The sequence below is a fragment of the Pseudoalteromonas sp. B160 genome (assembly GCF_037162485.1).
In the GTDB taxonomy this organism is placed as follows: domain Bacteria; phylum Pseudomonadota; class Gammaproteobacteria; order Enterobacterales; family Alteromonadaceae; genus Pseudoalteromonas; species Pseudoalteromonas rhizosphaerae.
The window spans coordinates 2,844,277-2,870,542 of the sequence record NZ_JARLUX010000001.1; the positions used below are offsets into that span (position 1 = coordinate 2,844,277).

Sequence of the window (26,266 nt, forward strand, 5' to 3'; positions counted from 1 at the left end):
TACCTAACATAATTGGGGCTTTTATGATTTTACTGCTTACTTTTCCATACACTGTAAGTTATTAAATCAAAAGCTTTTAAGTTATTACTGGTCACCCATTAGTAATAACCATTTATTTTTTGGATCATAGGAATCTGGACAAATGTCAAACGCCAAATCTCTTGAACAATTAGAGCAAACGCAAGATTTTATTCGCCGCCATATTGGGCCAAGCCCAGCACAAGTAAGCGATATGCTAAGTGCTCTTGGAGTATCGAGTGTTGAAGAGCTGATCGGTCAAACTGTACCTGCAAGCATCCGCTTAGAGCAAGGCCTAACAGTGGGCGAAAGCCGCACTGAAGTTGAAACACTAAGCTACTTAAAATCAGTAGCAAGCAAAAATAAAGTGTTTAAATCTTACATCGGTCAAGGCTACCACCCAACTCATGTACCACACGTGATTTTACGTAACGTGCTTGAGAACCCAGGCTGGTATACAGCGTACACTCCATACCAACCAGAGATTGCTCAGGGGCGTTTAGAGTCATTACTTAATTTCCAAACTATGACCTTAGACCTTACCGGTCTTGATTTAGCAAGTGCATCATTACTTGATGAATCAACTGCGGCTGCCGAGGCCATGGGCCTTGCAAAGCGTGTATCTAAAGCTAAAAAAGCCAACATCTTCTTCATCGCTGATGACGTACACACACAAACTATTGACGTTGTGGCAACCCGTGCCGACCAATTTGGTTTTGAAGTTGTTGTAGGTCCTGCTGCTGATGCTGTAAATCACGAAATTTTTGGTGCGTTATTTCAATACCCATCAACATCAGGTGAAGTAGTCGATATCACAGATTTAATCGCTGGCGTACAAAGCAAAAAAGCGATTGCCTGTGTTGCAGCCGACATCATGAGCTTATTATTATTAAAAGCACCAGGTAAACTTGGCGCAGACGTAGTACTTGGTTCTGCCCAGCGTTTTGGTGTACCAATGGGTTACGGCGGTCCTCACGCTGCATTTTTCGCAACACGTGATGCATACAAACGTTCATTACCAGGTCGTATCATTGGTGTGTCTAAAGACCGTTTAGGTAACGATGCACTACGTATGGCAATGCAAACCCGCGAGCAACACATTCGCCGCGACAAAGCCAACTCAAACATTTGTACAGCGCAAGTATTGCTAGCTAACATGGCTGCGTTTTATGCGGTGTACCATGGCCCACAAGGCTTAAAAACTATTGCACAGCGTATTCATCGCTTTGCTGATATTTTAGCCGCAGGCCTTAAAGCTAAAGGTGTAAACCTTAAGCACAGCACCTGGTTTGATACCCTAACAGTTGTTAGCGATAACAAAGAAGACGTAACAGCACGTGCTGTAGCAAACGGCGTAAACTTTGCTACTAACCATGATGGCGAATACTCAATCTCAGTATCTGAGACCACAACGCGCGCAGACGTAGCACAGTTGTTCGATATCATTCTTGGCGAAGACCACGGCTTAAGTGTTGATGCAATCGCAGCAGACATCGAAGCAAACGGTAGCGATTCAATCCCTGCAAACCTTGAACGCGATGATGAAATCTTAACGCACCCTAACTTTAATTCGTATCACAGCGAAACTGAAATGCTGCGTTATATCAAACGCCTTGAAAACAAAGATTTAGCACTTAACCACTCGATGATCTCGTTAGGTTCATGTACTATGAAACTAAACGCGACCGCAGAGATGATCCCAATCACTTGGCCTGAGTTCGCTAACCTGCACCCATTCTGCCCGCTAGACCAAGCAGAAGGTTACCAAATTATGATGGGCGAACTACATGATTGGTTAGTTAACATCACCGGTTACGACGCCGTTTCACTTCAGCCAAACTCTGGCGCACAAGGTGAATACGCAGGCTTAATCGCAATTCGTAAATACCATGAGTCACGTGGTGACGCGCACCGTAACGTATGTTTGATCCCAAGTTCAGCGCACGGTACTAACCCTGCATCTGCACAAATGGCAAGCATGAAAATTGTGGTTGTTGATTGCGATAAAAACGGTAACGTTGATATGGCTGATCTTAAAGCGAAAGCAGAAGAAGTATCAGAAAACCTATCATGTATCATGATCACATACCCGTCTACGCACGGTGTATACGAAGAAACAATTCGTGAAATTTGTGACATCATTCATCAACATGGCGGCCAAGTTTACATGGACGGCGCGAACATGAATGCACAAGTAGGTGTAACAAGCCCAGGCTTTATCGGTTCAGACGTATCGCACTTAAACTTGCATAAAACGTTCTGTATCCCACATGGCGGCGGTGGCCCAGGTGTTGGCCCAATCGGTGTTAAATCACACCTAGCGCCATTTATGCCAAACCACAGCGTAATTAACGTACCAGGTACGAGTATCGGCAACGGAGCAGTATCAGCAGCGCCATACGGCTCAGCAGCTATTTTACCTATCTCATGGGCTTACATCACCATGATGGGTAGCGAAGGCCTTAAACAAGCCACTGAAATGGCAATCGTAAGTGCTAACTACTTAACTCATGAGTTAAGCCAGCACTTCCCAATTTTATACCGTGGTCGCAACAACCGTGTTGCTCACGAATGTATTGTTGACTTACGCCCACTTAAAGAGCTTTCGGGCATCACTGAAATGGATGTTGCTAAGCGCTTACAAGATTACGGTTTCCATTCACCAACTATGTCGTTCCCAGTAGCGGGCACCTTGATGATTGAGCCTACTGAGTCTGAGTCTAAAGTTGAGATCGACCGTTTCATCGAAGCTATGGTGTCAATCAAAGGCGAAATCGACAAAGTGATCTCTGGCGAATGGTCTATCGAAAACAACCCGCTAGTGTTTGCACCGCATACACAAGGCGACGTACTTGGTAACGAATGGGACCGCGCGTACGACCGATTCTACGCTGCATTCCCAGTACCTGCAGTGGCCAAAAACAAATTCTGGCCTACAGTAACGCGTATCGATGACGTATACGGCGACCGTAACCTAGTGTGTTCATGCCCAGCGGTAGAGACATACAGAGATTAATTTTTTGATTAAACTCAAATAATTAAAAAAGCCGTTACAGCAATGTAACGGCTTTTTTATGCGTGGAATAAGAGGCGAGGGGAAAGTTAGCGAGTTAGAAAGGGGAAAGGAGCTTTCGATATAAGCTCGTAGGCTGGGATTCAGTGCAACGAAACCCAAAGGGTTAGTTTAAATTGTAGGTCGCCCTTTAGGGCGAAAAAGTGAATTTCACCACAGAGTTCACAGAGGCGCTTCGCTACACAGAGGTTAAGTATTGTTGTAGGAGATGGCTTCAGCCACGAATGGTTTAACACTATTGTTAGAGTTAACCACCGTAGGCGCTGAGCTTGCTGGCGCGTGGGTTTGTAGGTTGGGCTTTAGCCCAAAAAGTTGTATCACCTTGGCTGATGGTTTTTACTGCTAACTTGCTAACTTGCTAACTTGCTAACTTGCTAACTTGCTAACTTGCTAACTTGCTAACTTGCTAACTTTTATAGGGATAAATCCGCGACCTACATTAAAAACCTTATTCAAGGTTTTGTCGCGCTGGCTTGGTGAGCCAAAGAGGGGCTGCCGCTGATCCCTCTCTGGACTCTGTGTAGGAGCTGGCTTTAGCCGCGAATGTTTTCCACCCGAGCATCACGCTTAATCCTTCAAAACACAATTGATGTGAACGTAAACGGCGAAGATAGGTCATATTTCACATCCTTGTACGCTCCCCAGTTCGACCATCCATGGCCTCTCGTTCAAAGTTGCCCTGTTCACCCATGGCATAGTTTCGCCTTATCGCGCATCAATTGCTTATTTTCAGGGCGTGATGACGGGGAGGGTGTTAAACTTTACTGTGGATTTTGGCAAGAAGAAAAACTTGACGCTCTAGATTTTATGTTCACTAGGCTATTAATGGTAGTTCATTAGCCACTGCAAAAAAGATCTATTATTGTAGTTATCAACAAATATTTTTGAATATGTAATATTATCAGTAATATTTAAGAGTAAATTAACAACCTGAATTTAAACAATAAATTACCACATATTTTCAGTTAATTAGATAATAAAGGAAAAAAATTGAAAGGACTTTTAATTAGTAATGATATAGACGATATAGACGATATAGACGATATAGACGATATAGACGATATAGACGATATAGACGATATAGACGATATAGACGATATAGACGATATAGACGATATAGACGATATAGACGATATAGATCAAGAAAAAGTATTAGGATTGTTGAATTCTAATACTTTTTCTCACTTTATAAAAAAGGTGAGGTTACTGTTATTTCGGACATTAGATATTGCACTGAGAGATTAAACCTAAGAATTAGTAAAGATAACTATTATAAAATTAAAGAAAATTACCTACTAGGATCTGATGCTTTATTTAAGAAAAGAAATTTTCTTGTTAACCTAAGTATGGATGAAATTCAATTAATAAAAGATAACTCTGAATTTTGTGGCTATGTTGAATTTCGATCATTAACCTGTAAACACTTGACTATCAATAGATCTGATTTAATAAGAGGTTTAAAGTTTAGCTTTGATTCAGAAATTGAGAGGGTTTCTATAAGAAATTCATACTTAGATGGATTTAAATTATTTGATAGTGGAAGCTCAAAAAACAAAAATTTAGTTTCTATTTATGAAAGCGAGTTTAAGGCCACTGTCATAATAGTTCTTATTAATAGAACTTTAATTTTAGAAAATGTTACAGGTTCAAAATTAATAGTTATTATAGGAAATTCAGGAATTGGATTAGAAAATAATATTACTTTGAGAGGGAAAATACTTTTTTCACAAGGTATTGAGATAATAAGTCTTAAGGAAAGCTTGGAACGAGATTTAATCGAAGAGAGTGACCTGCACGAAGATTTACATTTTTCTACCGTTGAAAAAGTAGAGTTGAACAGATTTTCGATTGATGATGCTATGATATTTAGTGATATTAACGTTTTTGAGATATCAATTAAAAGGTTAAATTTTGAAAACTCTACCTTCAATAATAAATTGAAAGTTACTGGGGTTAATATTTCATACTATAGAGTAGGTAAATGTAATTTTAATAAAGAACAAAATTTTGAATTGAGGGATGTGATTGTTAAAGAAAGCTTTTTTATATCTTCTTCAAGATTGTACAATAAGAGCTTTATTAACTGTTCAATAGATGAGGTTAATAACTTTGAGTTGAAAAATACTGATCTCAGTGAAGTATTATCTGTAAATACATCATGGAAACTGGAAGGTGTAGACTACAGTTTAGCTAATTCATGTTATTTTAAGTTTGTCCAAATCAGATATAAAAATGAAGGGCAATTAATAAAGTTACAAAATGCGCAAGTAGCAATCTTAGAAAATACCAGAGCAACAACTTCTAGCAAGTTCGATAAACTATTATTAACTCTTGGGTATAGCGCTTCTAAACACGGGAGTTGTTTTAAGACATCTTTGATAGGTTTTATAGGTATCAATCTAGTACTATTTTTATTTGTAAATTTAATTATAACTATTATTGGGTTTACCTCTCAGGGGATCAGTTTAGAAAACCTAAGCCAGCTTCCGCTTCTTAATGTAATTGATGCGATTACATTGCTGAACCCAACACATAGAATGGAATCAATTAGCTATAAAGGAGGGGAGTGGTTTTATATTTTTGATTGGTTCACTCGTGTAGTTAACAGTTATTTTATTTTTCAAATGATTAAGTCATCCAGGAAATACTTTAGTATTTTATAGTAATTATTAAAACCAAAGGGGCACCCAACAAAAGGTTCCGGTCAAGCAGGCGGCTGTGTTTTCTTGACCTTTTTATTAAAAATAAGAACCAAAGGGGTCAAATCTTGACTTCGGACATTGGTGGGCTAAATTTATAGTTTACTACTAATTGAGTTGATTACTATGTCTAGGCCGCTGCGAATAGAGTATGAGAATGCGTTTTATCATGTAATGAATCGTGGAAGAGGGCGCGAAAATACCTTTTTGAGCGATGACGACTTCAAGTATTTTTATATTGCATTGAGCAAGCAAGCCTTCGGTTTAATATTGAAGTGCATTCGTATTGTTTGATGACCAATCATTACCATCTGCTAATAAAAACTCCCGATGCTAATTTAGGCAGGGCCATGAAGCATATTAACGGCCTTTACACTCAATACTTTAATAGAACACATAACACAGATGGTGCACTGTTCAGGGGCCGATACAAAGCCGTGTTGGTGGATGCTGATAACTACTTATTGCATGTTAGTCGATATATTCATCGTAACCCAATTGAAACGAGCACCCCGTTGGTAGATGACCTAGCTAAGTATAAATGGTCTAGCTATTCAGCGTTCATTAAAAGGGGAGCGACGCCTAAATGGCTCGTTCGAAATTTTGTATTTTCGCTGCAAGGTAAAAAGCGTCAATATGCAGCTTATAAGCAGTTTGTGGAATTTGAAAACAGTGAAGAAATAAGCGCTTTTTATAATGCTAAAAAGTTATTGTCGGTTCTGGGCTGTGAGGACTTTATTGAAAACATAAAAGACTATATTGCAACATCAAATAGTGAAAGTAAGCTTGTTATTAAAAATTACTCAGCAGATGATGTAATTGCTTACGTAGCTAAACACTTTAGTGTTGAAGTAGATGATATAGTAATGGTTAAAAAGGGGCGAAAAGAGAAAAACTTACCCCGTTGGTTTGCCATTAAATTGTGCCAAGATTTAACAGGATTAAATTTGCAGGCATTAGCAGGTATCTTTAATGTTCAGCATTATTCAGCTATATCCAAAACTGTCGGCAGGTTGAATGCATTAATAGTTGAAGATAAGAAGGTTAAATTAAAATATGAAAAACTTCGAGATTGTTTGATATGCGAAGTCAAGATTTGACCCTATAGATCTTCTATAGATCTTAGATCTCCCTATAGATCTCCTATACATGGCAATTCCGTGGTTAATGGATACACATCACCCGCCTTTAGAACCAAAGGGGTCAAATCTTGACTTCAGACATCAAAGGTCTAGATTTATAGTTTACTACTCATTGAGTGAATTACTATGTCTAGGCCGCTGCGAATAGAGTATGAGAATGCGTTTTATCATGTGATGAATCGTGGAAGAGGGCGTGAAAATACCTTTTAAAATATATATAGCTTTCATTTTATGTCCTTCTTAAGGATATTGCAGTCTTGATCAGCACTTCGATGAAAACCGTCATCCCAAGCAATATAGTCACTAATTTTATTTTGGCTTTTTCGGTTAGCGTAAGCTCTATCTATCGTATTAAAGTATAAAACTTCGGGTTCTCTAAAGTGTGGGTGTGAATTTTGTAAATATTGAACACAGTAGCTTATGTTGAGCATATCCAAAATAATCTGCTTACCAATCTCAGTATCTAAATTTGGTATACGGCCCTGCTCTATATCAATAATCAGTTGTAATGTTGAAGCGGCACCTAAACTAAAGGTGATGAGCTGTGGAGAATCAAACTTTTCATACACATAGCGCTCATAATCGTCGCGGATACCGTTGTCATTTTGATCAACACCGTCCAGCGTTTTATAGTCGTCAGGGTGTTCAGGTGGTAAATCTGGGGTTTGGTAAAATAAATCTTTAATTTTTTGCCAACTACTGTGGGGGGCGGGTTCGTTATTCTCATTCCAGTAGCGGGCAAGGTAGTAGTCGGCTCCGTGTTTTACAAGGTTGCCACCTTGATACACTTTGTTTGCTTGCCATTTTTCTATCACGGTATTTTGCACCCAGATCCAGCCATCCCAATGCGGCTGGTTTTCTATCGGCTCAATACCTTTAACCCAAAAAGCGGCAATAAATAAGCTGTTGTTGTGGGTGACTAGATCACCGGCTACATAAATTGAGCTGGCATTCCATTGTGGGTGGTTTGGTTGAATATCAGTTAAATCTGTATTTTTTGATTTTGAGTTAAGCTGAAAAATATTTGTCGCGTAAGCATGCGAACAAAAAAGTAACCAAGCAATAATGATGAGTTTAGTCATTGCAAATTCCTTTGAAGTTTCATTACTTTTCAACTTTTGCAAAAGGTTCAATGGTTGTCATTTTCAGGTAAGTCATACTTTCAATATCTAACTTATCAAAAGGGTATTGAACTCGAATATTATCATTAAAAACCTTCCCCATTGATGTTGAGTAATACAGCTCATCCCATAATAAGATTGGTATATTGTAATAACGATAAACACCACCAGATTCAAATTTGAGGTCAAGAATTTTACTTATTTTTGAATAGCCGATGTGTGAAAAAGCATCAGATTTTACTGGATGTTGTTCAAATAACGGAAAGGGGGTTTGGTTTTGTATAGAAAACTCAATTTTTTCACTAATTTTACTCGCAACAGGATTACTTCTAAGGTATGAATCTATTAAACCATGATGTGAGTCGTCAAAGTATGATTTAGCAGAAAAATTAGGTGGTAGACTTCCAAATAATATTCTTACTATATCAATGACACTGTCATCATCTAAAGTGAGATATGAAACTAGAGCTTTATTCTCATCTTTGGGTAATGAACTTGTTGGGGGAGCGATTGCAGAAAGGCTGATCATTGGATAATCTGCAGTAGAATAACCGTCACTGTAAATGTAGTTATCAATTATTTCTTCGAATAAAACATTAGTATAAAAATTACCTTGGGAGTGACCCAGTAAAATAATTCTATTGCATGAATTCATATGAAAATTTAGTTTTTGGTAAGCATTGTTATAATCAGTTTCGTTTATGATACTGTAATTTGCATCAATTACAGACTCTAAGATAACTTCTTGTAAAATCATTAAATCTTTTTTATTTAAGACAGAAACAGTACCATTGAGTATGGCGGTAATGATTCTATATTTCGGTGAAAATATAGATAGGTCGCTATATTTTTGTTGAGCAACTTCATAAATTTGCTCATATATAACCTCATTATTATTATAGTTACCATCTGCTTTAGCTCCTCGGTAGTACTTACCTAACCAAACAGCATGAAAATTATCGATCCAAGCAAGATTTGATTCAAATTCATCATAACTTGTGAGCATTCCATTTACATGGAAAAAGCGTATATAATCAACTTGCTTACTACAGTGTCTATCAAGAGTTTGTAAGTTAGCAAATGCAGAGTATGAAAAAATTAAGGCCATAATTAAAATGTATATTTTCATTTTTTAGCCCCTATTAATGCTTCACAATGTTGATCAGCCATCCAGTGGTAGCTAGGTTCAAAACGTAGAATATCTGCTATTTTATTTTGACTTTTCCGGTTCGTATAAGCTCGATCAATTGTATTGAAATACAATGATTTAGGATTACGAAAATCAGAGAATTCATTTTGTAATTGCCTCGTGCAGTAATTGATATTCATAATATCTAAAATGATTTGCCTACCTATATCAGCATCTAAATTTGGTATACGACCTTGTTCAATATCAATAACGAGCTGCAATGTTGAAGCTGCGCCTAAACTAAAGGTGATGAGCTGCGGAGAATCAAACTTTTCATACACATAGCGCTCATAATCATCACGAATACCGTTGTCATTTTGATCAACACCGTCTAACGTTTTATAGTCGTCAGGGTGTTCCGGTGGTAAATCTGGGGTTAGGTAAAATAAATCTTTAATTTTTTGCCAACTACTGTGAGGGCGGGTTCGTTATTCTCATTCCAGTAGCGGGCAAGGTAGTAGTCGGCTCCGTGTTTTACAAGGTTGCCACCTTGATACACTTTGTTTGCTTGCCATTTTTCTATCACAGTATTTTGCAGCCAAATCCAACCATCCCAATGGGGTTGGTTTTCTATCGGTTCAATGCCTTTAACCCAAAAAGCGGCAATAAATAAGCTGTTGTTGTGAGTCACAACATCGCCGGCTACATAAATTGAGCTGGCATTCCATTGTGGGTGGTTTGGTTGAATAGAAGTTAAATCTACATTTTTAGATTCTGGGTTAAGCTGAAAAATATTTGTCGCGTAAGCATGCGAACAAAAAAGTAACCAAGCAATAATGATGAGTTTAGTCATTGCAAATTCCTTTTGATGAAGTTCCATTACTTTTTAATTAAGTTCACTTTTTAGGTAAATGCAAGGTGGGAGGATTAAATATTTCAAAATCATTAATGAGTTTGAAAAGTAGCAATACTTGGTTTTTGAATACAGAGATCAATAAAACACAGTCGTCAGCATGATCGGAAGCTTCTTATGGGTGACCCCTTTCAGATCTTTGGTGAAAAAGCATGGCGTGAGCGATATTGCTAACGCAACAGGATTAAATCGTGAAAGCTCGTATAAGGCGGTGAATGGTAAAACCAAAACTCGTTGCGAAACTTTTTCAAGTGATAAAAGCACTTAACTTTCGCCTTACAACGCAAGTGGCGTAGGTTGGGGAGAGTGCAACGAAACCCTTCTGGTGTGGGGTCGTTCTTAGGGCGATAAGTGAATTTCACCACCGAGAACTCAAATGCGCTTCGCTACATATAGGTTAAGTATTGTTGTAGGAGATGGCTTCAGCCACGAATGATTTAACACTAGTGACAGAGTTAATCACCGTAGGCGTTGAGCTTGCTGACGCGTGTGTAATCTTTGCATATATTGTCGCGCTGGCGACCGTAGCCAAAGAGGGGCTGCCGCTGACCCCTTTCTGGACTCTCTGTAGGAGCTGGCTTTAGCCGCGATTTTTCCATCCGAGCAATCACGCTATTTCCTGCAAACCACAATTGATGTAAACGTAAACGCCGAAGATAGGCCGACTTTCACATTCATGTACGCTTCCCAGTTCGGCCATCCATGGCCTCTCGTTCAAAGCTGCGCTTTTTTCACCCATGGTCTAGTTTCGCCTTATCGCGCACTGCCAACATGGATGTAGGTACTTAGGATTTGTTGGGAACAAAATCATGCTATGCGAGATATTACTCATCAATTGCTTATTTTCAGGGCGTGATGATGGGGGAAGGGTGTTAAACGCCAGATTGGTTTTTGGTCTTGGCAATATGCAAGACCTAGCCCCGCGGTTTCCAGTCATAGAAATGCACACTGCCTTTATGCACCTAATTAAGAATTACATTGTTTTGAGTGTTTTTTAACTAATTGATAATATTTAATAAGTGGATATAAGAAGATTAAAGCAACAAAAAAATGATGTTAGAAAATAACAACATTTCACTTGTAGTATAACCTCCAGCAGCAAACTCATAATAAAGCGTCAAAAGAACAGCTGTTATTTGAGCGTATATAATGAGTAACCAAATGATATGATGTAAAATATAACGTTTATATATAATACCTAAACATGCGCCGATAGTAAGAGTATCAAACGTAAATGTAAGATAACTCAGCCATACTGGATGAATTGTTTGCAAACTTATATTGAAAAAGGAGTTATAGATGTCATAGCTTGTGGTAAGTAAAAGCAATAGGAGAAACAAGTACCAAAATATATTGCTTTTCATAGTATCAATACCAATAACCATAAGGTATATCGTTCGGATTTTTTGGTAGCTTTGACCAACCTTCACTGTCATCTATGTATCGTTTAGTAAAGTTTCTTCTTATCGCGCCTGCTGGCGCAAGGTTTGCTAGTATTTTTAATAAATTGGTAGATTCATTTGAGCTGCGGCCATAAGTTTGAATCGTAAGTTTTATGGTAGGGTAAACTCTAGTATATGCTTCATTTGCATCTTTATGATTACCGATGAACTGGCGATATACGAAATGGCCTACTGAAGCGATTCTACCGGCAATACCTGCTTTTTTCACAACACTCATTTCTTTTGATGAGCTCATAACTTTCCTTGTTCCTTTTTTGACCTGTGCTGAAAGTCGATATTCTCACTTTTTTTTGTAATGTAAACGAACAATTCTTTAAGGCTATGGGGCTTTCTGTTTATAAGCAGTTAACGCAAACGCGAAGATAGTCCAGACTTTCACGCTCCCTCAGTTCAGCCATCCATGGCCTCTCGTTCAAAGCTATGCTTTTCATCCATGGCCAAGTTTCGTCTTATCTCGCATTGCCTACATGGATGTCATAGGTAGGTACTTAAGAAAAATATTAAGTACAGCCTTAAAAATTTGGCTCTACCCCATACTGAAATACTCCTGTTTTTCGATCGCGTTTGGGGTGCGCCCTAGCTGCATTTTTCCTCAGAAAGTCAAATGCTCCATTAACTGCATTTAACAATCCTTTCCTATGCTTCCTAATAATCGCTGTTAATATGCCAATCCACCAACCCCCCGTTGTTTTTGCTACTGTCATTGTAGACATTTCAGTTTTGAATATCTTTTCAATACAGCCAGTTAAAAACCTTTTAAGCGTGGTTACTATTAAACTTACATAAATTAGCGCCTCTTGTAAGGTTGCGTTTGATGTTTGAAAGCCGCGTAAATTATTATAAGACTTACACTCCTTAAAAAGTAATTCAACCTGCCAGCGTAACCTATATAATTTGCCTATTTCAGTCGCTGTAAATTCATCAATAGATAAATTAGTGACTAAAAATGTATATTGTTTTTCTTTTTTTGACCAATACCCAACGACTCTTGTTAGCTTGTTTTTTATGCTAACATTCATATCAATAAGAGCATTTTTAGGTAATTCGGGGAGCAACTCACATAACTTTGGGGAATGACTTCCTGTTAATTCCTGTCCATTTTGCTTAAAAGCATTATGTACTCTGACTGCTTTTAATCCCTTCGCTCTTAATACGTAAAATCCTCCTGCTTTATCTAATTCATGAATATAACTACCTGAATAATATCCTCTATCAGCAAGTAACAACTGTCCTTTCAACTCTTTAAATTTTGGAAGTTCTTCACGTTCAGAGTAACTGTCTGGTGTTATACCTGCTTTTTCAAAGCAACCTTGCGTTAAATTTAAAGTAGCATGCAATTCAATAGCTGCTGGACACGTATTTGAAAATCGCCCAGGAAAAACATCTTTTAAAGAACGATGAAGCATAATAGAGCTACCGTCCTGAATTAAAATATTCTCAAACTTGAACAAATCTTTTTTCGTGTACTTAAGCGCATCATTTATCCAACAATTAAAAACTCTATTTGTTACCTCTCGCATTAGTTCAGCTAGTTCAGGTTTAACTAACTGGTTATGAAAAGGCTTATACTTAATAGACTGCCCTGTTAGCTGATTATAAACTCTTAATATTTCGGATAAATAGAATCGTTTTTTATCCCCAAGCGCAGCAACAAGACTAACAACCATATGAAATGCCGTAATATTTCTTTCTCTTTTAGTAAATGCTACTTGTTTACCAAGTCGGTTCAGTTTTTTTCACTTAGGAAACTTTTTAACTTATTAATAAAAATGTTAGCATTCATTTGAAGCTCTTTTCTTGATTCTGTGGTTTGTGTGGTAACAACCATTTGATCATGAATTGAGCTTCAACTCAATTTCTTAAGATCTTACCTATGACATGGATGTAGGTACTTAGGATTTGTCGGGAACAAAAATCTTGCCATGAAGTGAATTACTCATCAATTGTTTATTTTCAGGGCGTGATGACGGGGGAGGGTGTTAAACGTGAGATTGGTGTTTGGTCTTGGCAAGAAACAAGACCTGACTCTCTGCATTTTGACCCCTTTGGGTTTGCTGATATTTTTAATGTTCAGCATTATTCTGCAATATCTAAAACGGTGGGTAGGTTGAATACATTAATGGTTGAAGATAAAAAGGTTAAATTACAATACGAAAAACTTCGAGATGGTTTGATGTCTGAAGTCAAGATTTGACCCCATTTGGTTTCAAACTCGCGCTAAGTAAACTTCTATATATCACTAAAATAGTGCAATCATCTTCACAAAATGCTAGCCACTTAATATGAGCTTTTTTTGTAAGATTAGGTTTAAAAATCAACAGATATAACAGCTTACTCAATCCCCAATAGGCAAACGCACTAGCTAAAATGGCGATAAATGAAAACTGCGCAGGCAACCATTGAGTTGCATTATCTTGATGAGAAAAAGAGAGTGATAGCAACCCGCCATTATTATCCAGCCAAATGCCAACTTCAGGGTTGAATATATGCATTATTCCCATAATAAAAAAGATAAACGAAATAAAATATCCAAAGCCAAAAATAGCAGTTAAAGACAAGTGTAATAAGCTTTTTGAGTAATTTGTAATAAGCTTTTTAATATCGCTTTGGGGTGCCCTTTAGCGACACTTTGCGCATGCAAAATATCTGAAATTAATGGTGTCAGGTATAAATCAGGCTCACCTAAACGGTCAATAGCATTAATAATTCTTTTTTCTTCACTTTCAGCGCCATCATTTAAAGCTGACTCATATAGATGGCTTAAAATTTCCATCTTAATATCATCTTTTTCACTTACCGATAAAGGTGCTAACTTGTGATTAAGTTCGCGCTCAAAGTTACTCCATAATTTTTTAGATGTTTCACTTTTAATAGGAAATTGATGTGTCATGATTGCATCACCATTTTTAGCACTGAGCTATGTGTATTAGTCCAAATTACTTTCATTTTATCTAAAGTCTCAATACCAGCGTCGGTAATTTGGTAATACTTACGTGGTGTACCAACCTCGGCTGTTTTCCATTCTGTTTGAACTAATCCATCACGCTTTAAACGGTTAAGTAACGGGTAAAGTGTTCCTTCAACGACTTCTATTGAAGTAAGATTTTTAATCTCCGACGCTATTTCGTAACCATAACTCATGTTTTGTTTTAACTTTAATAAGATAATAAATTCTAGTAAACCTTTACGAAATTGAGGCAACCATCGGTCAATGATCTGATCGGAAAGCATGGCACAGTTATCTTTAATAATTTAATCATGACTACATAGTAAAACGATATACATACCATTGCAATTTCTGTTCGGTATTACTTTAAAAATGTTGTTATTAGTCGAAGATAACCTAGGTTACTTGATAAACATATCATCTAAACCCCATGATTACTATGCCAAATAAATTTAACTACGTACATTGTATTGCTATGTATATTTTATTGAACTAGACTACCTAGTAATGCAATGTACATAGTATGGGTTTCAGGTGATCAAATGAATATTAAAAATATAGCCATTATAATTCTAACCTTGGGTTTAATAAGCCATGTCCAAGCTAATGAATATGACGTAACCGAAGTTTCAAAATTAATGGCTTCATATGAGCAACTTGGTCGTTTTAATGGTGCAATAACGATTAAAAAAGACGATAAAATTATTTATAGCCAGGGTTATGGATTCGCGAATGTAAAAACTGAAGTTAACAATGATAGTGATAAAGTATTTGCAATAGGTTCAATTTCAAAGCAATTTACCGCTAGCGCCATATTATTATTAGCGCAACAAGGTAAATTATCATTAGCAGACCCCATAGCGACATACCTACCCTATTATCAAAATGAAGTGGGTCAAAAAGCGACTATTTACCAACTGTTAACTCATACTGCCGGTATTCCAGATCCTATGGATACGGGCAAAGGTATTGACGGTGATAATGATCCACTCATGCACGAGAAAACCTTACCCATCTCAAACAAGTTATTAATTGATAGCTTTAAAGATCTGCCTAACTCATTTGAACCAGGCAGCCGTTATGAATACACCAATACTGGCTATATTTTATTAGCTGACATTATTGAGCGAGCATCAGGAAAAACTTACGCTGATTACCTAAAAACCTACCTTTTCGAACCTGCTGGCATGAAAAATACCAGTGCATCCAGACCTGACAATAGCCCGCTGTTAGTCGAGAGCTATAGCGGCATAGGTTCCGACAAAGTACACACCACTAAAATAGACAACAGTTGGTTAGTCGGTGCAGCAAGCCTTTATTCAACCACAGGAGATTTGTTCAAATGGGTAGATGCAATGAATGCCCATAAAATATTCAAAGACAAGAAGTTTGATTATTTACTTTCTAACCCTGTGGATTTGAGAAGAAATAATGAGTTTTATGGTTATGGCATGGAAATGACAACATTATGGGGTCAAAAAGCCTATCGCCATGATGGTGCAACTGCAGGCACAGTGGCAGATTTTATTTACCTTCCAGAGCGAAATATAACCATTATAATATATATGAATCATGTACATAATGTTAGTAATATTGACCTCTCAATTGATATGAGAAAAAAATTATTCAACAAGTTTCAGGGATTTTGTTAGCCCATAAAACGCCCGATATAGTGTCTTTAGTAAGCAATAACACCCTAGATTTACAGCAATATGTAGGCCGTTATGCGTTTGATGATGACCATCAAATAGCGATAACACTCAAAGATAATACTTTGAAAATTAACACCATTGGCTTAAAAAATTGGACATTATATAACTTAGCGCAAGTGACTCACCTACCACCAGATCAATTCACGGACACAGCTACAAAATTATTTAACCTGTTTAATAACAACAATTTAACTAAATTGGCTGAAATTTTTGATGAGCAAATGGCCTCTGCACCGCTCGATGTTTTTCAAGGGTTTTGGCAGCAATTAGAAGCAGAACTTGGCGCTTTAGAAAATCACTATAGCTTTTCAAAAAGTAATGATAATGACGAGATCCAGCAGCGACTAATTTTTGAAAAAGGCATTGTAGATATGTCGGTCTTTTTCGATAAAGATGGAAAAATTAAAGGCATTCAAAACTCCTCACCAATCCCCAAAGAAGAGAATGGTTTTACATCTAAACTGCTCAGCATAGAGGGTGATAAGTTACTTATTGACGGGTATGTTATAAAGCAGCATCAAGATTTAACTCTTAAATTTACCCGTAATAATAAAAATCAAATCACTGGTTTTAGCTACAACCAAATGGTCGAACATCAAGCAATTAAGCAATAGTAACTTTCCCCCCGTGACTTCGCTGTGATCACGGGGGCTTCTCGAAATATTTGACTTACCGCCTTTTACTACGCCATTCAAACCGACTAGTAAATTACCAGCGTTCATTTTTATCATAGTTTGCCCCTTGGCGAATATAAATCTAACTGGGGAATAGGAAGCTTTGCAATTGATCAAGACCGGAAGATAAATTTAGTGATTGTCAATCAGAAGCCACCCTATCAAACAATAGATATGGAAAATTTGATGAACATAATTCTCATAATAATGGCATGTCTATTGATGGCAGGATGTCATTCGCTGCAGACCATTGATGCAAGAAACCAACAGCACGGCGCCGATAGGAATGCTGATATTTCGGCCCCATTAGCATCATTAATGGAGAAAAACGGTTAAAAGAACGGTTAAAAGGGTCAAATCTTGACTTCAGACATCAAAGGTCTAGATTTATAGTTTACTACTCATTGAGTGAATTACTATGTCTAGGCCGCTGCGAATAGAGTATGACAATGCGTTTTATCATGTAATGAATCGTGGAAGAGGGCGCGAAAATATCTTTTTAAATGATAACGACTTTGAGTATTTTTTACATTGCATTGAGCAAGCAAGCCTTCGCTTTAATATTGAAGTGCATTCATATTGTTTAATGGCCAATCATTACCACCTGCTAATCAAAACCCCAGATGCAAATTTAGGTCGAGCCATGAAGCATATTAATGGCCTTTATACTCAATACTTTAATCGAACACATAACACAGATGGTGCGCTGTTTAGGGGGCGGTACAAAGCTGTGTTGGTGGATGCTGATAACTACTTATTGCATGTTAGTCGATATATTCATCGTAACCCAATTGAAACGAGTACACCGTTGGTAGAAGAACTTGTTAAATATAAGTGGTCTAGCTATTCAACCTTCATTAGAAGGGTAGCGACGCCCAAATGGCTCGTTCGAGATTTTATATTTTCGCTGCAAAGCAAAAAGCGTAAATATGCTGCTTATAAACAGTTTCTTGAATTTGAAAATAATAAAGAAATAAGCGCTTTTTATAGTGCTAAAAAGTTATTGTCGGTTTTGGGTTGTGAGGACTTTATTGAAAACATAAAAGACTATATTGCCAAGTCAGATAGCGAAAGAAAGCTTGTAGCAAAAAAGCACTCAGCAGATGATGTAATTGCTTACTTAGTTCAACACTTTAATGTTGAAGTTGATGAGATTATAACGGTTAAAAAGGGGCGAAAAGAGAAAAACTTACCACGTTGGTTTGCTATTAAATTATGGCAAGACTTATCGGGGTTAAATTTGCAGGTATTAGCAGATATTTATAATGTTCAGCATTATTCTGCAATATCTAAAACGGTGGGTAGGTTGAATACATTAATGGTTGAAGATAAAAAGGTTAAATTACAATATGAAAAACTTCGAAATGGTTTGATGTCTGAAGTCAAGATTTGACCCCTTTGGGTTTATCCATAAAACTGATTTAAAGGGCTCACAGAGCCCTTTTTTATTGTTGATTTGCCTTATTAATTAAAAATTAGGCGTCTAGCGATGTAGAGCAAAGTGGTCACCCATTAGAAAGTTCCGGTCAAGCAGGCAGCTGTGCTTGATCTTTTAATTCAAAAACCAAGTGTTCTTATTTTTTAAACTCAATTTTATTGACCACTACATACGCACCTAGTAATGACGGCAAACCATGAGGCTCTCTCAGGACCTAAGCCTAAGTATTTCTTACAACTTAAGGATTTTGCAGTCTCTATCAGCGCCGTAATGAAAGTCGTCATCCCAAGCAATATAGTCACTAATTTTATTTTGGCTTTTCCGGTTAGCGTAAGCTCTATCTATCGTATTAAAGTATAAAACTTCGGGTTCTCTAAAGTGTGGGTGTGAATATTGTAAATATCGAACACAGTAGCTTATGTTGATCATATCCAAAATAATCTGCTTACCAATCTCAGCATCTAAATTTGGTATGCGCCCTTGCTCAATATCAATAACCAGTTGTAATGTTGAAGCGGCACCTAAACTAAAGGTGATGAGCTGTGGAGAATCAAACTTTTCATACACATAGCGCTCATAATCATCACGGATACCGTTGTCATTTTGATCAACACCGTCCAGCGTTTTATAGTCGTCAGGGTGTTCAGGTGGTAAATCTGGGGTTTGGTAAAATAAATCTTTAATTTTTTGCCAACTACTGCGGGGGCGGGTTCGTTATTCTCATTCCAGTAGCGGGCAAGGTAGTAGTCGGCTCCGTGTTTTACAAGGTTGCCGGCTTGATACACTTTGTTTGCTTGCCATTTTTCTATCACAGTATTTTGCAGCCAAATCCAACCATCCCAATGGGGTTGGTTTTCTATCGGTTCAATGCCTTTAACCCAAAAAGCGGCAATAAATAAGCTGTTGTTGTGAGTCACAACATCGCCGGCTACATAAATTGAGCTGGCATTCCATTGTGGGTGGTTTGGTTGAATAGAAGTTAAATCTACATTTTTAGATTGTGAGTTAAGCTGAAAAATATTTGTCGCGTAAGCATGCGAACAAAAAGTAACCAAGCAATAATGATGAGTTTAGTCATTGCAAATTCCTTTTAATTGGAGTTCCATTACTTCTTCAAATTAAGTTCACTTATTAGGTAAATGCAAGTCTAAAGGGTTAAGTATTTTAAAATAATTACTGAATTTGTAGGTTGGGAATAGTTTAACGAACCCCAGTGGATTTTGATTTCACTTATAGGTCTAGCTTTAAAGCGAGAAAATGAATGTCACCACGGAGAACACATAGGTGCATTGCGCCATGGCCTCTCGTTTAAAGCTGTACTTTTTACTTCTGGTAAAGTCATTACCTTCATGGGTTTAGGTATTTAGAGTTTGTCGCGAACAAAACCCTTCTTGAAAAGAATTACTCATCTATTGCTTATTTCAGGACGAGATAACGGGATAATAGTGTTAAATGTATGACTGTAGTTTTGTCATGGCACAACACAACACCTTCCGTATTTTTACATGTGAATGGGTAATAATGTACTAATCATTCAGTAAACAGCGACCAACTAATTAGCTGAAATAACCATATATAAGTAATGATTAATAAAGGTGCCGTTGAGGTAAATGGTTATTCGAAGGACTGGTTGATTAAATTTGTTATTTCAATCTGTTATCAAATTCAATTTAGTGCAATAATCGTTTGAATTTTAATGGCGATAACAAAAATAATAAATATCGCGCTGTGGACTAAGGGATTGTAGAGTATGTACAGGATGTTGTTACTTTTTTTCTTTTCAACCAGTCTTTTTGCCAGTGATGTAAAAAACAGTATCGATCGCGTTTATCAAGGGTATACCACCACGCCTGAATCTATGGCTTTATTAGCTTCCCTTGAAGCTGGTATGCCATACAGTGATAACTTAGACGATGCTAGGGTTATGGCGTTTAAGTGCCTTTTTCTTGATACCGATACGCTAGATAAGCGCCAAGCATTTAAAGTGTTTTTAGCTGAGGCTAAGCAGGTTATAAGCTCTTCAGGGGATGCAGTGCTTTCGCAAGATCTTAGTGTCTGTGAGGCCTTCCACCTTTATAGTCAAGGTTTATATGAACGCGCAAAAATGATTTTGCAGCCAATCGCTGAAGTTGCTTTAAATCCCGAGCTTGATGATAAATCACAAACCTCTGCTATTGGTTTTGCTAATTTTGTCTTGAACCGCGTTTATTTAGCGAAAGGCCAATATAAGTTGGCTTTCGATACTGCACAAAAATCTTACCAAGCTTACGAACTGGCTGAAAACTATTACGAACGAGCTTTAACTCTTAGAGAAATAGCAGCTATACATTTAGCTCTTTTTAACTATGATTTAGCGATTGAACAGTTACTTCGTGCAAAGTCTGAGTTAGCAACATTTAATGTGCAAGAACATTATAAAGTGACTGACGAAATTGCTTACGTGTATGAACTAAAGGGTGAAGTTAGCAAAGCTCTTGAGCTATATTTATCGATCTTTGCTGCGGTGCGTCAATATGAAAATGATGATGGTTTTGGGTACTTGGTAATAAAAGTTGCCCAGCTTTATACTCAGTTGAATGAGTTTGAAAAAGCACAGCAATATTTTAGTCAAGTACAAACGCTTGATATTACGAGTGATTGGATAAAGCAATTGCATACAATGGCACTTGCTCAGTGGTTTTTAGCAACAGATCAGATATCCAATGCAGTACGTGAAAATAATGTGCTAGCTCAATTAGACCAACAAAATTGGCCTGCAAGTTTTACAGAGCGATATTTGCAGTTTTATGCTGCTTTAGCTATGCGACAAGGTGATTACCAAACACAAGCAGCTGTACAAAAGCAGTTGCTAACAATTGCAAATACCCAAGTGAATAATGTGGCTGATAGGGCGTTACTTTCTGAACGGTTAATGTTTAATTTAAATCAGCAAAACCGAGAAATAGCTCGGCTCGAAGAAGTTGCTGATATTAAAGAAAAGTTACTGGCTGTAGCTGTAGATAAGGCGTTTTGGCAGCGACTGACTTTAGCCTTTGCTTGTGTGATGCTTTTAATGTTGGCTGTGTATGCCTATAAGCAAGTTCAACATAAGCAACATTATAAAGTATTGGCATTAAAAGATGAGTTAACCGGTGTTGCCAATCGCCGGGCTATTTTAGACATGAAGAAAAGGGCAATTAGTAAGAGCAAAAGTACAGGCACTGCTAACTCACTTATATCGATTGATATTGATCACTTTAAAGCGGTTAATGATCAGTACGGACACGATATTGGTGACGAACTGATAAAGTCAGTGGTTAATACACTTTCACAAGGAGTACGCTCGTCAGATAACGTTGGTCGGGTTGGCGGAGAAGAGTTTTTAATTGTACTTGAGCAACAATCACTGCAACATGCTTTAGAAGTCGCAGAAAGAATTAGAAGCTCTATTGAGCAACAAACTCATACAGCAAAAAACATTAAGGCTACGGTGAGTATGGGAGTTGTGGAAGTTGCACCAGGTGAAACGCCTGAACAAGCTGCAAAACGTGCTGATATTAATTTATATGCAGCAAAAGAAGTGGTAGAAATACTATTACTGCCTAAGGCTTTATTTAGGGCAATAACCGTATTAATTTTTAACGTTAGGCAACATCCAATCAGCTAAACCCTAAGGACGCCCATATTTCAAAATAGCATGGTCATTGAGCTTTTCCCCTCGATGTAGCGCAGTGACTCTTACCCTTTCTGTGCAAATTAAAACACTCACAAACGACACAACTACCATACTGCAAATCACTCCAGCACCTAAAACCTAGGTCCTTTATTCAGCTTACGCTGCTGTCCCAAGTAAAGCATCAATGTAGGAGAGTTCTTCGCTAAAAATACCACTAAAAAATGCACTTTGTTCTAGTATTACGCTTTCATTAGGCTGGGTTTTGTAGTCTTGTTGGCATCTGGCAAGTTCGCTCGATAACCATTGGCATTCATTACTTGCTATGCTGATTGCTGTTTTGAAAAAAGATGACCATTTTATTTTTTGTAAATTAAAGCGGTAAAGTGTGACGGCGATATGGCTATATATTTGCTGCTCAGCAGAGGGCGTGTTATCACTATTTATTGTGTAACCATTTAGCAGCTTGCTGTTGATAAGCGCTTGTTGCAGTGCGACTTGTTGTGGTTTACTTAGAAAATTCGTGGTCATAATGTGATGGGGGCCTCTATAAGCTAGTTACAATTAAATTGAGCAATAGGTTAAGCAAAACGTTTTATGGTTCATGCAGTACCGAAAAAACATGCTAATAGTGATAACAAAATAGGGCTGACTGGTTACTGAATTAACAAAATACAATTGTAATTGAACAGGTAAACTTGGCTTGTTGTTAAGTTGCTGGTTTAGCTTTGCTAATTTTTTAAGTTAAATACTTATAGCGATCGACTGTCGTGATAAGGCCGTATCATATGGTCAGTACTTACATAGTTATAAAGGGGGTTTCATTGGATTCACTGACACAAGTTGTACTTGGTAGCGCAGTTGCTTATTCAGTCTTAGGCAATAAGCTTGGCCGAAAATCGCTATTGGTCGGCGCGGGGTTTGGCACGTTACCTGATTTAGATGTGCTAATTAATTTTGGTGGCGATGTCGAAAACTTTGTCTATCACCGCAGTTTTAGTCATTCTTTGCTTATACAGCTGCTAGTGAGCCCTTTATTTGCGTGGCTTTTACTTAAAATGAATTGGGCTAAGGGTGTGTCCCTGACGCGTTGGTCGGTTGCCATGTTTTTAATTTTGAGTACCCATTCATTGCTCGATAGTTTTACCGTCTATGGTACACAGTTGCTGTGGCCACTGACGACTTACCCCTTTGGTATATCGAGCATATTTATTATTGATCCTGCGTATACTTTGCCATTGTTGCTCTCTTGTATAGTGCTTTTATTTGTAAGCATGCGCCCTTATGCACAGCGTATTATTACTAATGCATTAATTATCAGTTCGCTATATTTAACGTGGGGTTTAGCGGCTAAATGGCACATTAATGATAAGGTTTATAAGGCGTTGAATACGCAAAATATCACATTTACAGACTTTGAAAGTACGCCAACTCCTTTTAATACTTTGCTGTGGCGGGCGGTAGTCGTTACTGAGCAGGGCCATTATGAGGTTTATACGTCGGTGTTTGATGATGTTGAAAACGTTGATATGCAATTTTACCCAACCGAAAATGCGCTGCTAACACAGCTTAAAGATGCCAAACAGATCAAGCTACTGCAAGCATTTACTAAAGGCCTTTATGGTGTTTATCAACAAGATGAGCAAGTAATTATGAGTGATTTAAGAATGGGTCTTGAAGGTTATTATGTATTTTCATTTGTGGTTGCACAGCAAAAAGATCAGCAGTTGATCCCTGGCCCTTATCAACAACTCAGCAATCGATTTCCACTAGAGAAGCTTGGACTCATTTTTGCCCGCATTACTAACCCAAATGTTAATTTAGAAACTACCGAAAAATAGCCTACATCTCCCTGAAATAGACGGTTGCTTAGGCCTTAAATTTTTAAAGGCAAGATGAGGAAAACCGTTTTAGCAATGCGCCATTCAGCAATACACGATAACTAAGTAAGAGCACTCTGTTCTATTTGAGCAATAAAAATTACCAAGGCGAAGCTCACTTCATTGATATAAATAAAGCTGGGTTGTTAACCGACCCAGCTGCGTTATATTTCACTCTGCAGGTATTACTGCTAACTAATTATGTGGCTATTAGCCAACTATCGCCAGGTACCAATTTGCTAACACTACACCAAATAAGCCTACTAAAAATACAAAGGATATCAACACCATTAAGCCTGCTGTGACGGTTGTTATCACTTTATTCGTTGTTCTACCTGCGTACCTTACTAGCTCAGCTATGAGCAGCGGCATCACATAAGAACATATGCTAATAGTTAATACCGTTGGGCCTGTGAACGTTGCGGTATCAATTCCAAGTGAGCCGAATGTTAAAAACCAAGCAAAAATCATCAGCCTAAAAAATAACACACCATTTGCTGCAAGGTATAAACGGATCGCCCATATTTGATGAGTATTGATATTACGCCCTCTGGCGGCTTGTACTGCTAATATACTCGATAAAATGACCACGCAACCAGCAAATATAGTAAGGCTATGCATTAATGTGTTACCCACTGTTCCTCTAACAATAATGAGATACATGCCAGCCATTGAGATAGTACATGCTAACAAAACGAATACGCGTCCGTTGTAGCGGTGGAATTTGTTATACTTCGTTCTTAATGCGGGTATTAGCTGTAAACTACCGCCAATTATCATCACTATGGCCAGTAACACATGCGTCGCATACAGTATATTACCGGTGGGGTCACTCGCAGCATATGCTGTATTGTTAAGACGACTCCACCCTGACAAACCTGTGGTGACACTGGTCAGGCCATATCCCAATATAAGGTAAGTTACAAAGCAGCCTTGTGCCATGAGCAAGCAAATAAACCACAATTTTTTACTGTTATCGAGGAGCTTTTTGGGGGTTATTTTCATTTTTTGCATCAACATATATTTTTCCATCAAACCTTTCAATAACCCAAATATAAAGACTTACATGGCAAATGCTTATCAAATTCGAAACTTGAGCAACGATATATTGATAATTTTTGCGCTTTAGCTAATTAGTTATAGACACATTCTCTAACAAAGTCTTTTTGCTAATATGAGCGTTACTTTGTACTATGTGATTTAGACAACGTTGTTGGTTTAAACGTCACTTTAAGAGCACGCTATTATGCAAAATTATTCCCCTTATTATCTTCTTCTTTTTGTTTGTTTGGGGTTAATGTTTTTAAATGCGTTGAAAAAAGATAAGCAGCTGGTTCATTATTTATTTGTGATATTTTGTGGCTCGCTTTGTATGGTGGCAGCACAAAAGCTCAGTGCGCAAAGTGTTGGCGCGTATCAATATCTAATTGGGTTGTTTACTTGCGCAACATGTAATGTTTCATGGCTGATTGCAAGAACGTTATTTCGTGAGCACTCGCCAATTTCCCGCAGGCATGTGGCTTTTGCAGTAACCATTGCTGGCTTGATCATGTTTAATCAAACATGGCATTACTTAGTGAGCCTTGATCCTCAGCCTTTACCTACTAGCGATATAATGTGGCGCTTAAAGCAAGGGGTGAATGAGGTCACCATATTGCTTTCATCAAGTATCCTTGCGCTGTCTTTTTGGGAAGCGATAAGGGGCTACAGAGGTAAAACACAATCACAACAACTGCAATCAATACTCTTTGCTAGTGCATTCTTTTTAGCTGTGTTTAATGCCAGCATTCTGCCAAAGTTCATATTTAGTGCGGCTGAAATTGAGCTTTACAATCCCATAATTATTACTTCATCTGCGCTTTTAATTGTATTAGCGATGCAAGCAGTCATGGCCCTTCAAGCAAGAGTGAAAAATGACCAAGCGCTAAAGCAAGAAGATGATATTGGCACTATTAACAATGACACGAGTCATCTAAATGAAAGCGGCAATCAAGATGTAGAGCCTGAATTGATAGTTAGCATTACAAAGCTTATCAATGAGCAGCAGCTTTACTTACAAGCCAGCCTCAAAATTTCAGATTTTGCACAAGCGCTAACGGTGCCTGAGTACAAAGTTAGCCGAGCCATTCGCTATCACTATAAAGTAGCTAACTTTAATTTATTTATTAACCAATACCGCGTTAAGTATGCAAAAAAGTTATTGATATGCGATCAGGCCAAAGAGTGGAGTATTTTAAGCATAGCACTTGAGAGTGGCTTTTCTTCTCTTGCGACTTTTAACCGGGTGTTTAAAAGTATTGTGGGTGACATTCCTAATGAATATCGAAAACAAAACGGTGACTACTATAATGAAGGTATACGGGAGCTTGTTGATTAGCGAGTTATAGGTTTGTTTTTATAGTTAA

At 37.7% G+C, this 26,266-nt stretch carries 26 protein-coding genes; 12 read left to right on the forward strand and 14 right to left on the reverse strand.

Going from position 1 to position 26,266, the window contains the following annotated elements; translation table 11 throughout:
* Nucleotides 1–142: 142 nt before the first annotated feature.
* Nucleotides 143–3,034, forward strand: coding sequence for an aminomethyl-transferring glycine dehydrogenase (gcvP, locus tag P4S61_RS13200; protein WP_337118409.1), 2,892 nt, complete (start codon nucleotides 143–145; stop codon nucleotides 3,032–3,034).
* Between the two features lie 505 nt (nucleotides 3,035–3,539).
* Here gcvP and P4S61_RS13205 read toward each other — a convergent pair.
* Nucleotides 3,540–3,710: a hypothetical protein gene (locus P4S61_RS13205; protein WP_337118410.1), complete on the reverse strand. Its 171-nt coding sequence runs from the start codon at nucleotides 3,708–3,710 to the stop codon at nucleotides 3,540–3,542.
* 371 nt (nucleotides 3,711–4,081) lie between these two features.
* Between P4S61_RS13205 and P4S61_RS13210 the strand changes: the two genes are divergently transcribed.
* From P4S61_RS13210 to P4S61_RS13220, 3 genes are all read left to right on the forward strand, one after another.
* On the forward strand, nucleotides 4,082–4,336 hold the full coding sequence (locus P4S61_RS13210; protein ID WP_337118411.1) for a hypothetical protein: 255 nt from the start codon (nucleotides 4,082–4,084) through the stop codon (nucleotides 4,334–4,336).
* Nucleotides 4,337–4,437: 101 nt separating this feature from the next.
* Entirely contained in the window at nucleotides 4,438–5,754 is a 1,317-nt protein-coding gene (locus P4S61_RS13215; protein ID WP_337118412.1) for a hypothetical protein, read from the forward strand.
* Between the two features lie 329 nt (nucleotides 5,755–6,083).
* Nucleotides 6,084–6,890, forward strand: coding sequence for a transposase (locus P4S61_RS13220; protein ID WP_337118906.1), 807 nt, complete (start codon nucleotides 6,084–6,086; stop codon nucleotides 6,888–6,890).
* Nucleotides 6,891–7,156: 266 nt separating this feature from the next.
* Here the strand turns inward: P4S61_RS13220 and P4S61_RS13225 are convergent, their stop codons facing one another.
* The 4 genes from P4S61_RS13225 to P4S61_RS13240 form a co-directional block, all read right to left on the reverse strand.
* Nucleotides 7,157–8,014 (reverse strand): chitodextrinase, encoded by an 858-nt coding sequence (locus tag P4S61_RS13225; RefSeq protein WP_182757947.1) that lies wholly within the window; start codon nucleotides 8,012–8,014, stop codon nucleotides 7,157–7,159.
* Nucleotides 8,015–8,036: 22 nt separating this feature from the next.
* Complete coding sequence (locus tag P4S61_RS13230; protein WP_337118413.1) at nucleotides 8,037–9,182, reverse strand: KTSC domain-containing protein; 1,146 nt, start codon at nucleotides 9,180–9,182, stop codon at nucleotides 8,037–8,039.
* Nucleotides 9,179–9,523, reverse strand: a complete 345-nt coding sequence (locus tag P4S61_RS13235) for a hypothetical protein (protein WP_182831631.1) — start codon at nucleotides 9,521–9,523, stop codon at nucleotides 9,179–9,181. Before P4S61_RS13235 ends, P4S61_RS13230 begins: the two co-directional genes overlap by 4 nt.
* Nucleotides 9,524–9,618: 95 nt before the next feature.
* Nucleotides 9,619–10,035, reverse strand: coding sequence for a carbohydrate-binding protein (locus tag P4S61_RS13240; RefSeq protein ID WP_337118414.1), 417 nt, complete (start codon nucleotides 10,033–10,035; stop codon nucleotides 9,619–9,621).
* A gap of 160 nt (nucleotides 10,036–10,195) precedes the next feature.
* Between P4S61_RS13240 and P4S61_RS13245 the strand changes: the two genes are divergently transcribed.
* On the forward strand, nucleotides 10,196–10,363 hold the full coding sequence (locus tag P4S61_RS13245) for a hypothetical protein (protein ID WP_337118415.1): 168 nt from the start codon (nucleotides 10,196–10,198) through the stop codon (nucleotides 10,361–10,363).
* 1,100 nt (nucleotides 10,364–11,463) lie between these two features.
* Here P4S61_RS13245 and P4S61_RS13250 read toward each other — a convergent pair.
* Entirely contained in the window at nucleotides 11,464–11,793 is a 330-nt protein-coding gene (locus P4S61_RS13250) for a hypothetical protein (protein WP_182732628.1), read from the reverse strand.
* A gap of 277 nt (nucleotides 11,794–12,070) precedes the next feature.
* Nucleotides 12,071–13,288: an IS4 family transposase gene (locus P4S61_RS13255; RefSeq protein WP_337118907.1), complete on the reverse strand. Its 1,218-nt coding sequence runs from the start codon at nucleotides 13,286–13,288 to the stop codon at nucleotides 12,071–12,073.
* A gap of 197 nt (nucleotides 13,289–13,485) precedes the next feature.
* Between P4S61_RS13255 and P4S61_RS13260 the strand changes: the two genes are divergently transcribed.
* The gene (locus P4S61_RS13260) at nucleotides 13,486–13,752 is read left to right on the forward strand and encodes a hypothetical protein (protein WP_337118416.1); all 267 of its coding nucleotides are present in this window, start codon (nucleotides 13,486–13,488) and stop codon (nucleotides 13,750–13,752) included.
* On the opposite strand, the gene P4S61_RS13265 is transcribed toward P4S61_RS13260, so the two are convergent.
* From P4S61_RS13265 to P4S61_RS13275, 3 genes are read right to left on the reverse strand one after another with little or no spacing between them, the layout of a single operon-like run.
* Complete coding sequence (locus P4S61_RS13265; protein WP_337118417.1) at nucleotides 13,742–14,116, reverse strand: hypothetical protein; 375 nt, start codon at nucleotides 14,114–14,116, stop codon at nucleotides 13,742–13,744. The two genes, P4S61_RS13260 and P4S61_RS13265, sit on opposite strands and share 11 nt — an antisense overlap.
* Nucleotides 14,107–14,448 (reverse strand): hypothetical protein, encoded by a 342-nt coding sequence (locus P4S61_RS13270; protein ID WP_337118418.1) that lies wholly within the window; start codon nucleotides 14,446–14,448, stop codon nucleotides 14,107–14,109. Before P4S61_RS13270 ends, P4S61_RS13265 begins: the two co-directional genes overlap by 10 nt.
* Nucleotides 14,445–14,789, reverse strand: a complete 345-nt coding sequence (locus P4S61_RS13275) for a PadR family transcriptional regulator (RefSeq protein ID WP_337118419.1) — start codon at nucleotides 14,787–14,789, stop codon at nucleotides 14,445–14,447. The genes P4S61_RS13270 and P4S61_RS13275 overlap by 4 nt, the downstream gene beginning before the upstream one ends.
* A 258-nt stretch (nucleotides 14,790–15,047) precedes the next feature.
* Here P4S61_RS13275 and P4S61_RS13280 point away from each other — a divergent pair, with 258 nt between their 5' ends.
* From P4S61_RS13280 to P4S61_RS13290, 3 genes are all read left to right on the forward strand, one after another.
* Nucleotides 15,048–16,157 (forward strand): serine hydrolase domain-containing protein, encoded by a 1,110-nt coding sequence (locus P4S61_RS13280; protein WP_337118420.1) that lies wholly within the window; start codon nucleotides 15,048–15,050, stop codon nucleotides 16,155–16,157.
* A gap of 20 nt (nucleotides 16,158–16,177) precedes the next feature.
* Entirely contained in the window at nucleotides 16,178–16,831 is a 654-nt protein-coding gene (locus P4S61_RS13285; protein ID WP_337118421.1) for a DUF3887 domain-containing protein, read from the forward strand.
* A 478-nt stretch (nucleotides 16,832–17,309) separates the two neighbouring features.
* The gene (locus tag P4S61_RS13290; protein ID WP_337118422.1) at nucleotides 17,310–18,284 is read left to right on the forward strand and encodes a transposase; all 975 of its coding nucleotides are present in this window, start codon (nucleotides 17,310–17,312) and stop codon (nucleotides 18,282–18,284) included.
* A gap of 276 nt (nucleotides 18,285–18,560) precedes the next feature.
* Here the strand turns inward: P4S61_RS13290 and P4S61_RS13295 are convergent, their stop codons facing one another.
* Nucleotides 18,561–18,896, reverse strand: a complete 336-nt coding sequence (locus tag P4S61_RS13295) for a hypothetical protein (protein ID WP_337118423.1) — start codon at nucleotides 18,894–18,896, stop codon at nucleotides 18,561–18,563.
* Nucleotides 18,851–19,384, reverse strand: a complete 534-nt coding sequence (locus P4S61_RS13300; RefSeq protein WP_337118424.1) for a hypothetical protein — start codon at nucleotides 19,382–19,384, stop codon at nucleotides 18,851–18,853. The genes P4S61_RS13295 and P4S61_RS13300 overlap by 46 nt, the downstream gene beginning before the upstream one ends.
* A gap of 704 nt (nucleotides 19,385–20,088) precedes the next feature.
* Here P4S61_RS13300 and P4S61_RS13305 point away from each other — a divergent pair.
* A complete protein-coding gene (locus P4S61_RS13305) occupies nucleotides 20,089–21,975 on the forward strand; it encodes a GGDEF domain-containing protein (protein WP_337118425.1) in 1,887 nt (628 codons plus the stop codon).
* Nucleotides 21,976–22,140: 165 nt separating this feature from the next.
* Here P4S61_RS13305 and P4S61_RS13310 read toward each other — a convergent pair whose 3' ends face one another.
* Nucleotides 22,141–22,512: a hypothetical protein gene (locus P4S61_RS13310; RefSeq protein WP_337118426.1), complete on the reverse strand. Its 372-nt coding sequence runs from the start codon at nucleotides 22,510–22,512 to the stop codon at nucleotides 22,141–22,143.
* Nucleotides 22,513–22,805: 293 nt separating this feature from the next.
* Between P4S61_RS13310 and P4S61_RS13315 the strand changes: the two genes are divergently transcribed.
* Nucleotides 22,806–23,822 (forward strand): metal-dependent hydrolase, encoded by a 1,017-nt coding sequence (locus tag P4S61_RS13315; RefSeq protein ID WP_182735728.1) that lies wholly within the window; start codon nucleotides 22,806–22,808, stop codon nucleotides 23,820–23,822.
* A gap of 249 nt (nucleotides 23,823–24,071) precedes the next feature.
* Here P4S61_RS13315 and P4S61_RS13320 read toward each other — a convergent pair whose 3' ends face one another.
* Nucleotides 24,072–24,881 (reverse strand): DUF2306 domain-containing protein, encoded by an 810-nt coding sequence (locus P4S61_RS13320; RefSeq protein ID WP_337118427.1) that lies wholly within the window; start codon nucleotides 24,879–24,881, stop codon nucleotides 24,072–24,074.
* Between the two features lie 226 nt (nucleotides 24,882–25,107).
* Between P4S61_RS13320 and P4S61_RS13325 the strand changes: the two genes are divergently transcribed.
* Complete coding sequence (locus P4S61_RS13325) at nucleotides 25,108–26,238, forward strand: helix-turn-helix domain-containing protein (RefSeq protein ID WP_337118428.1); 1,131 nt, start codon at nucleotides 25,108–25,110, stop codon at nucleotides 26,236–26,238.
* Nucleotides 26,239–26,266: the final 28 nt, after the last annotated feature.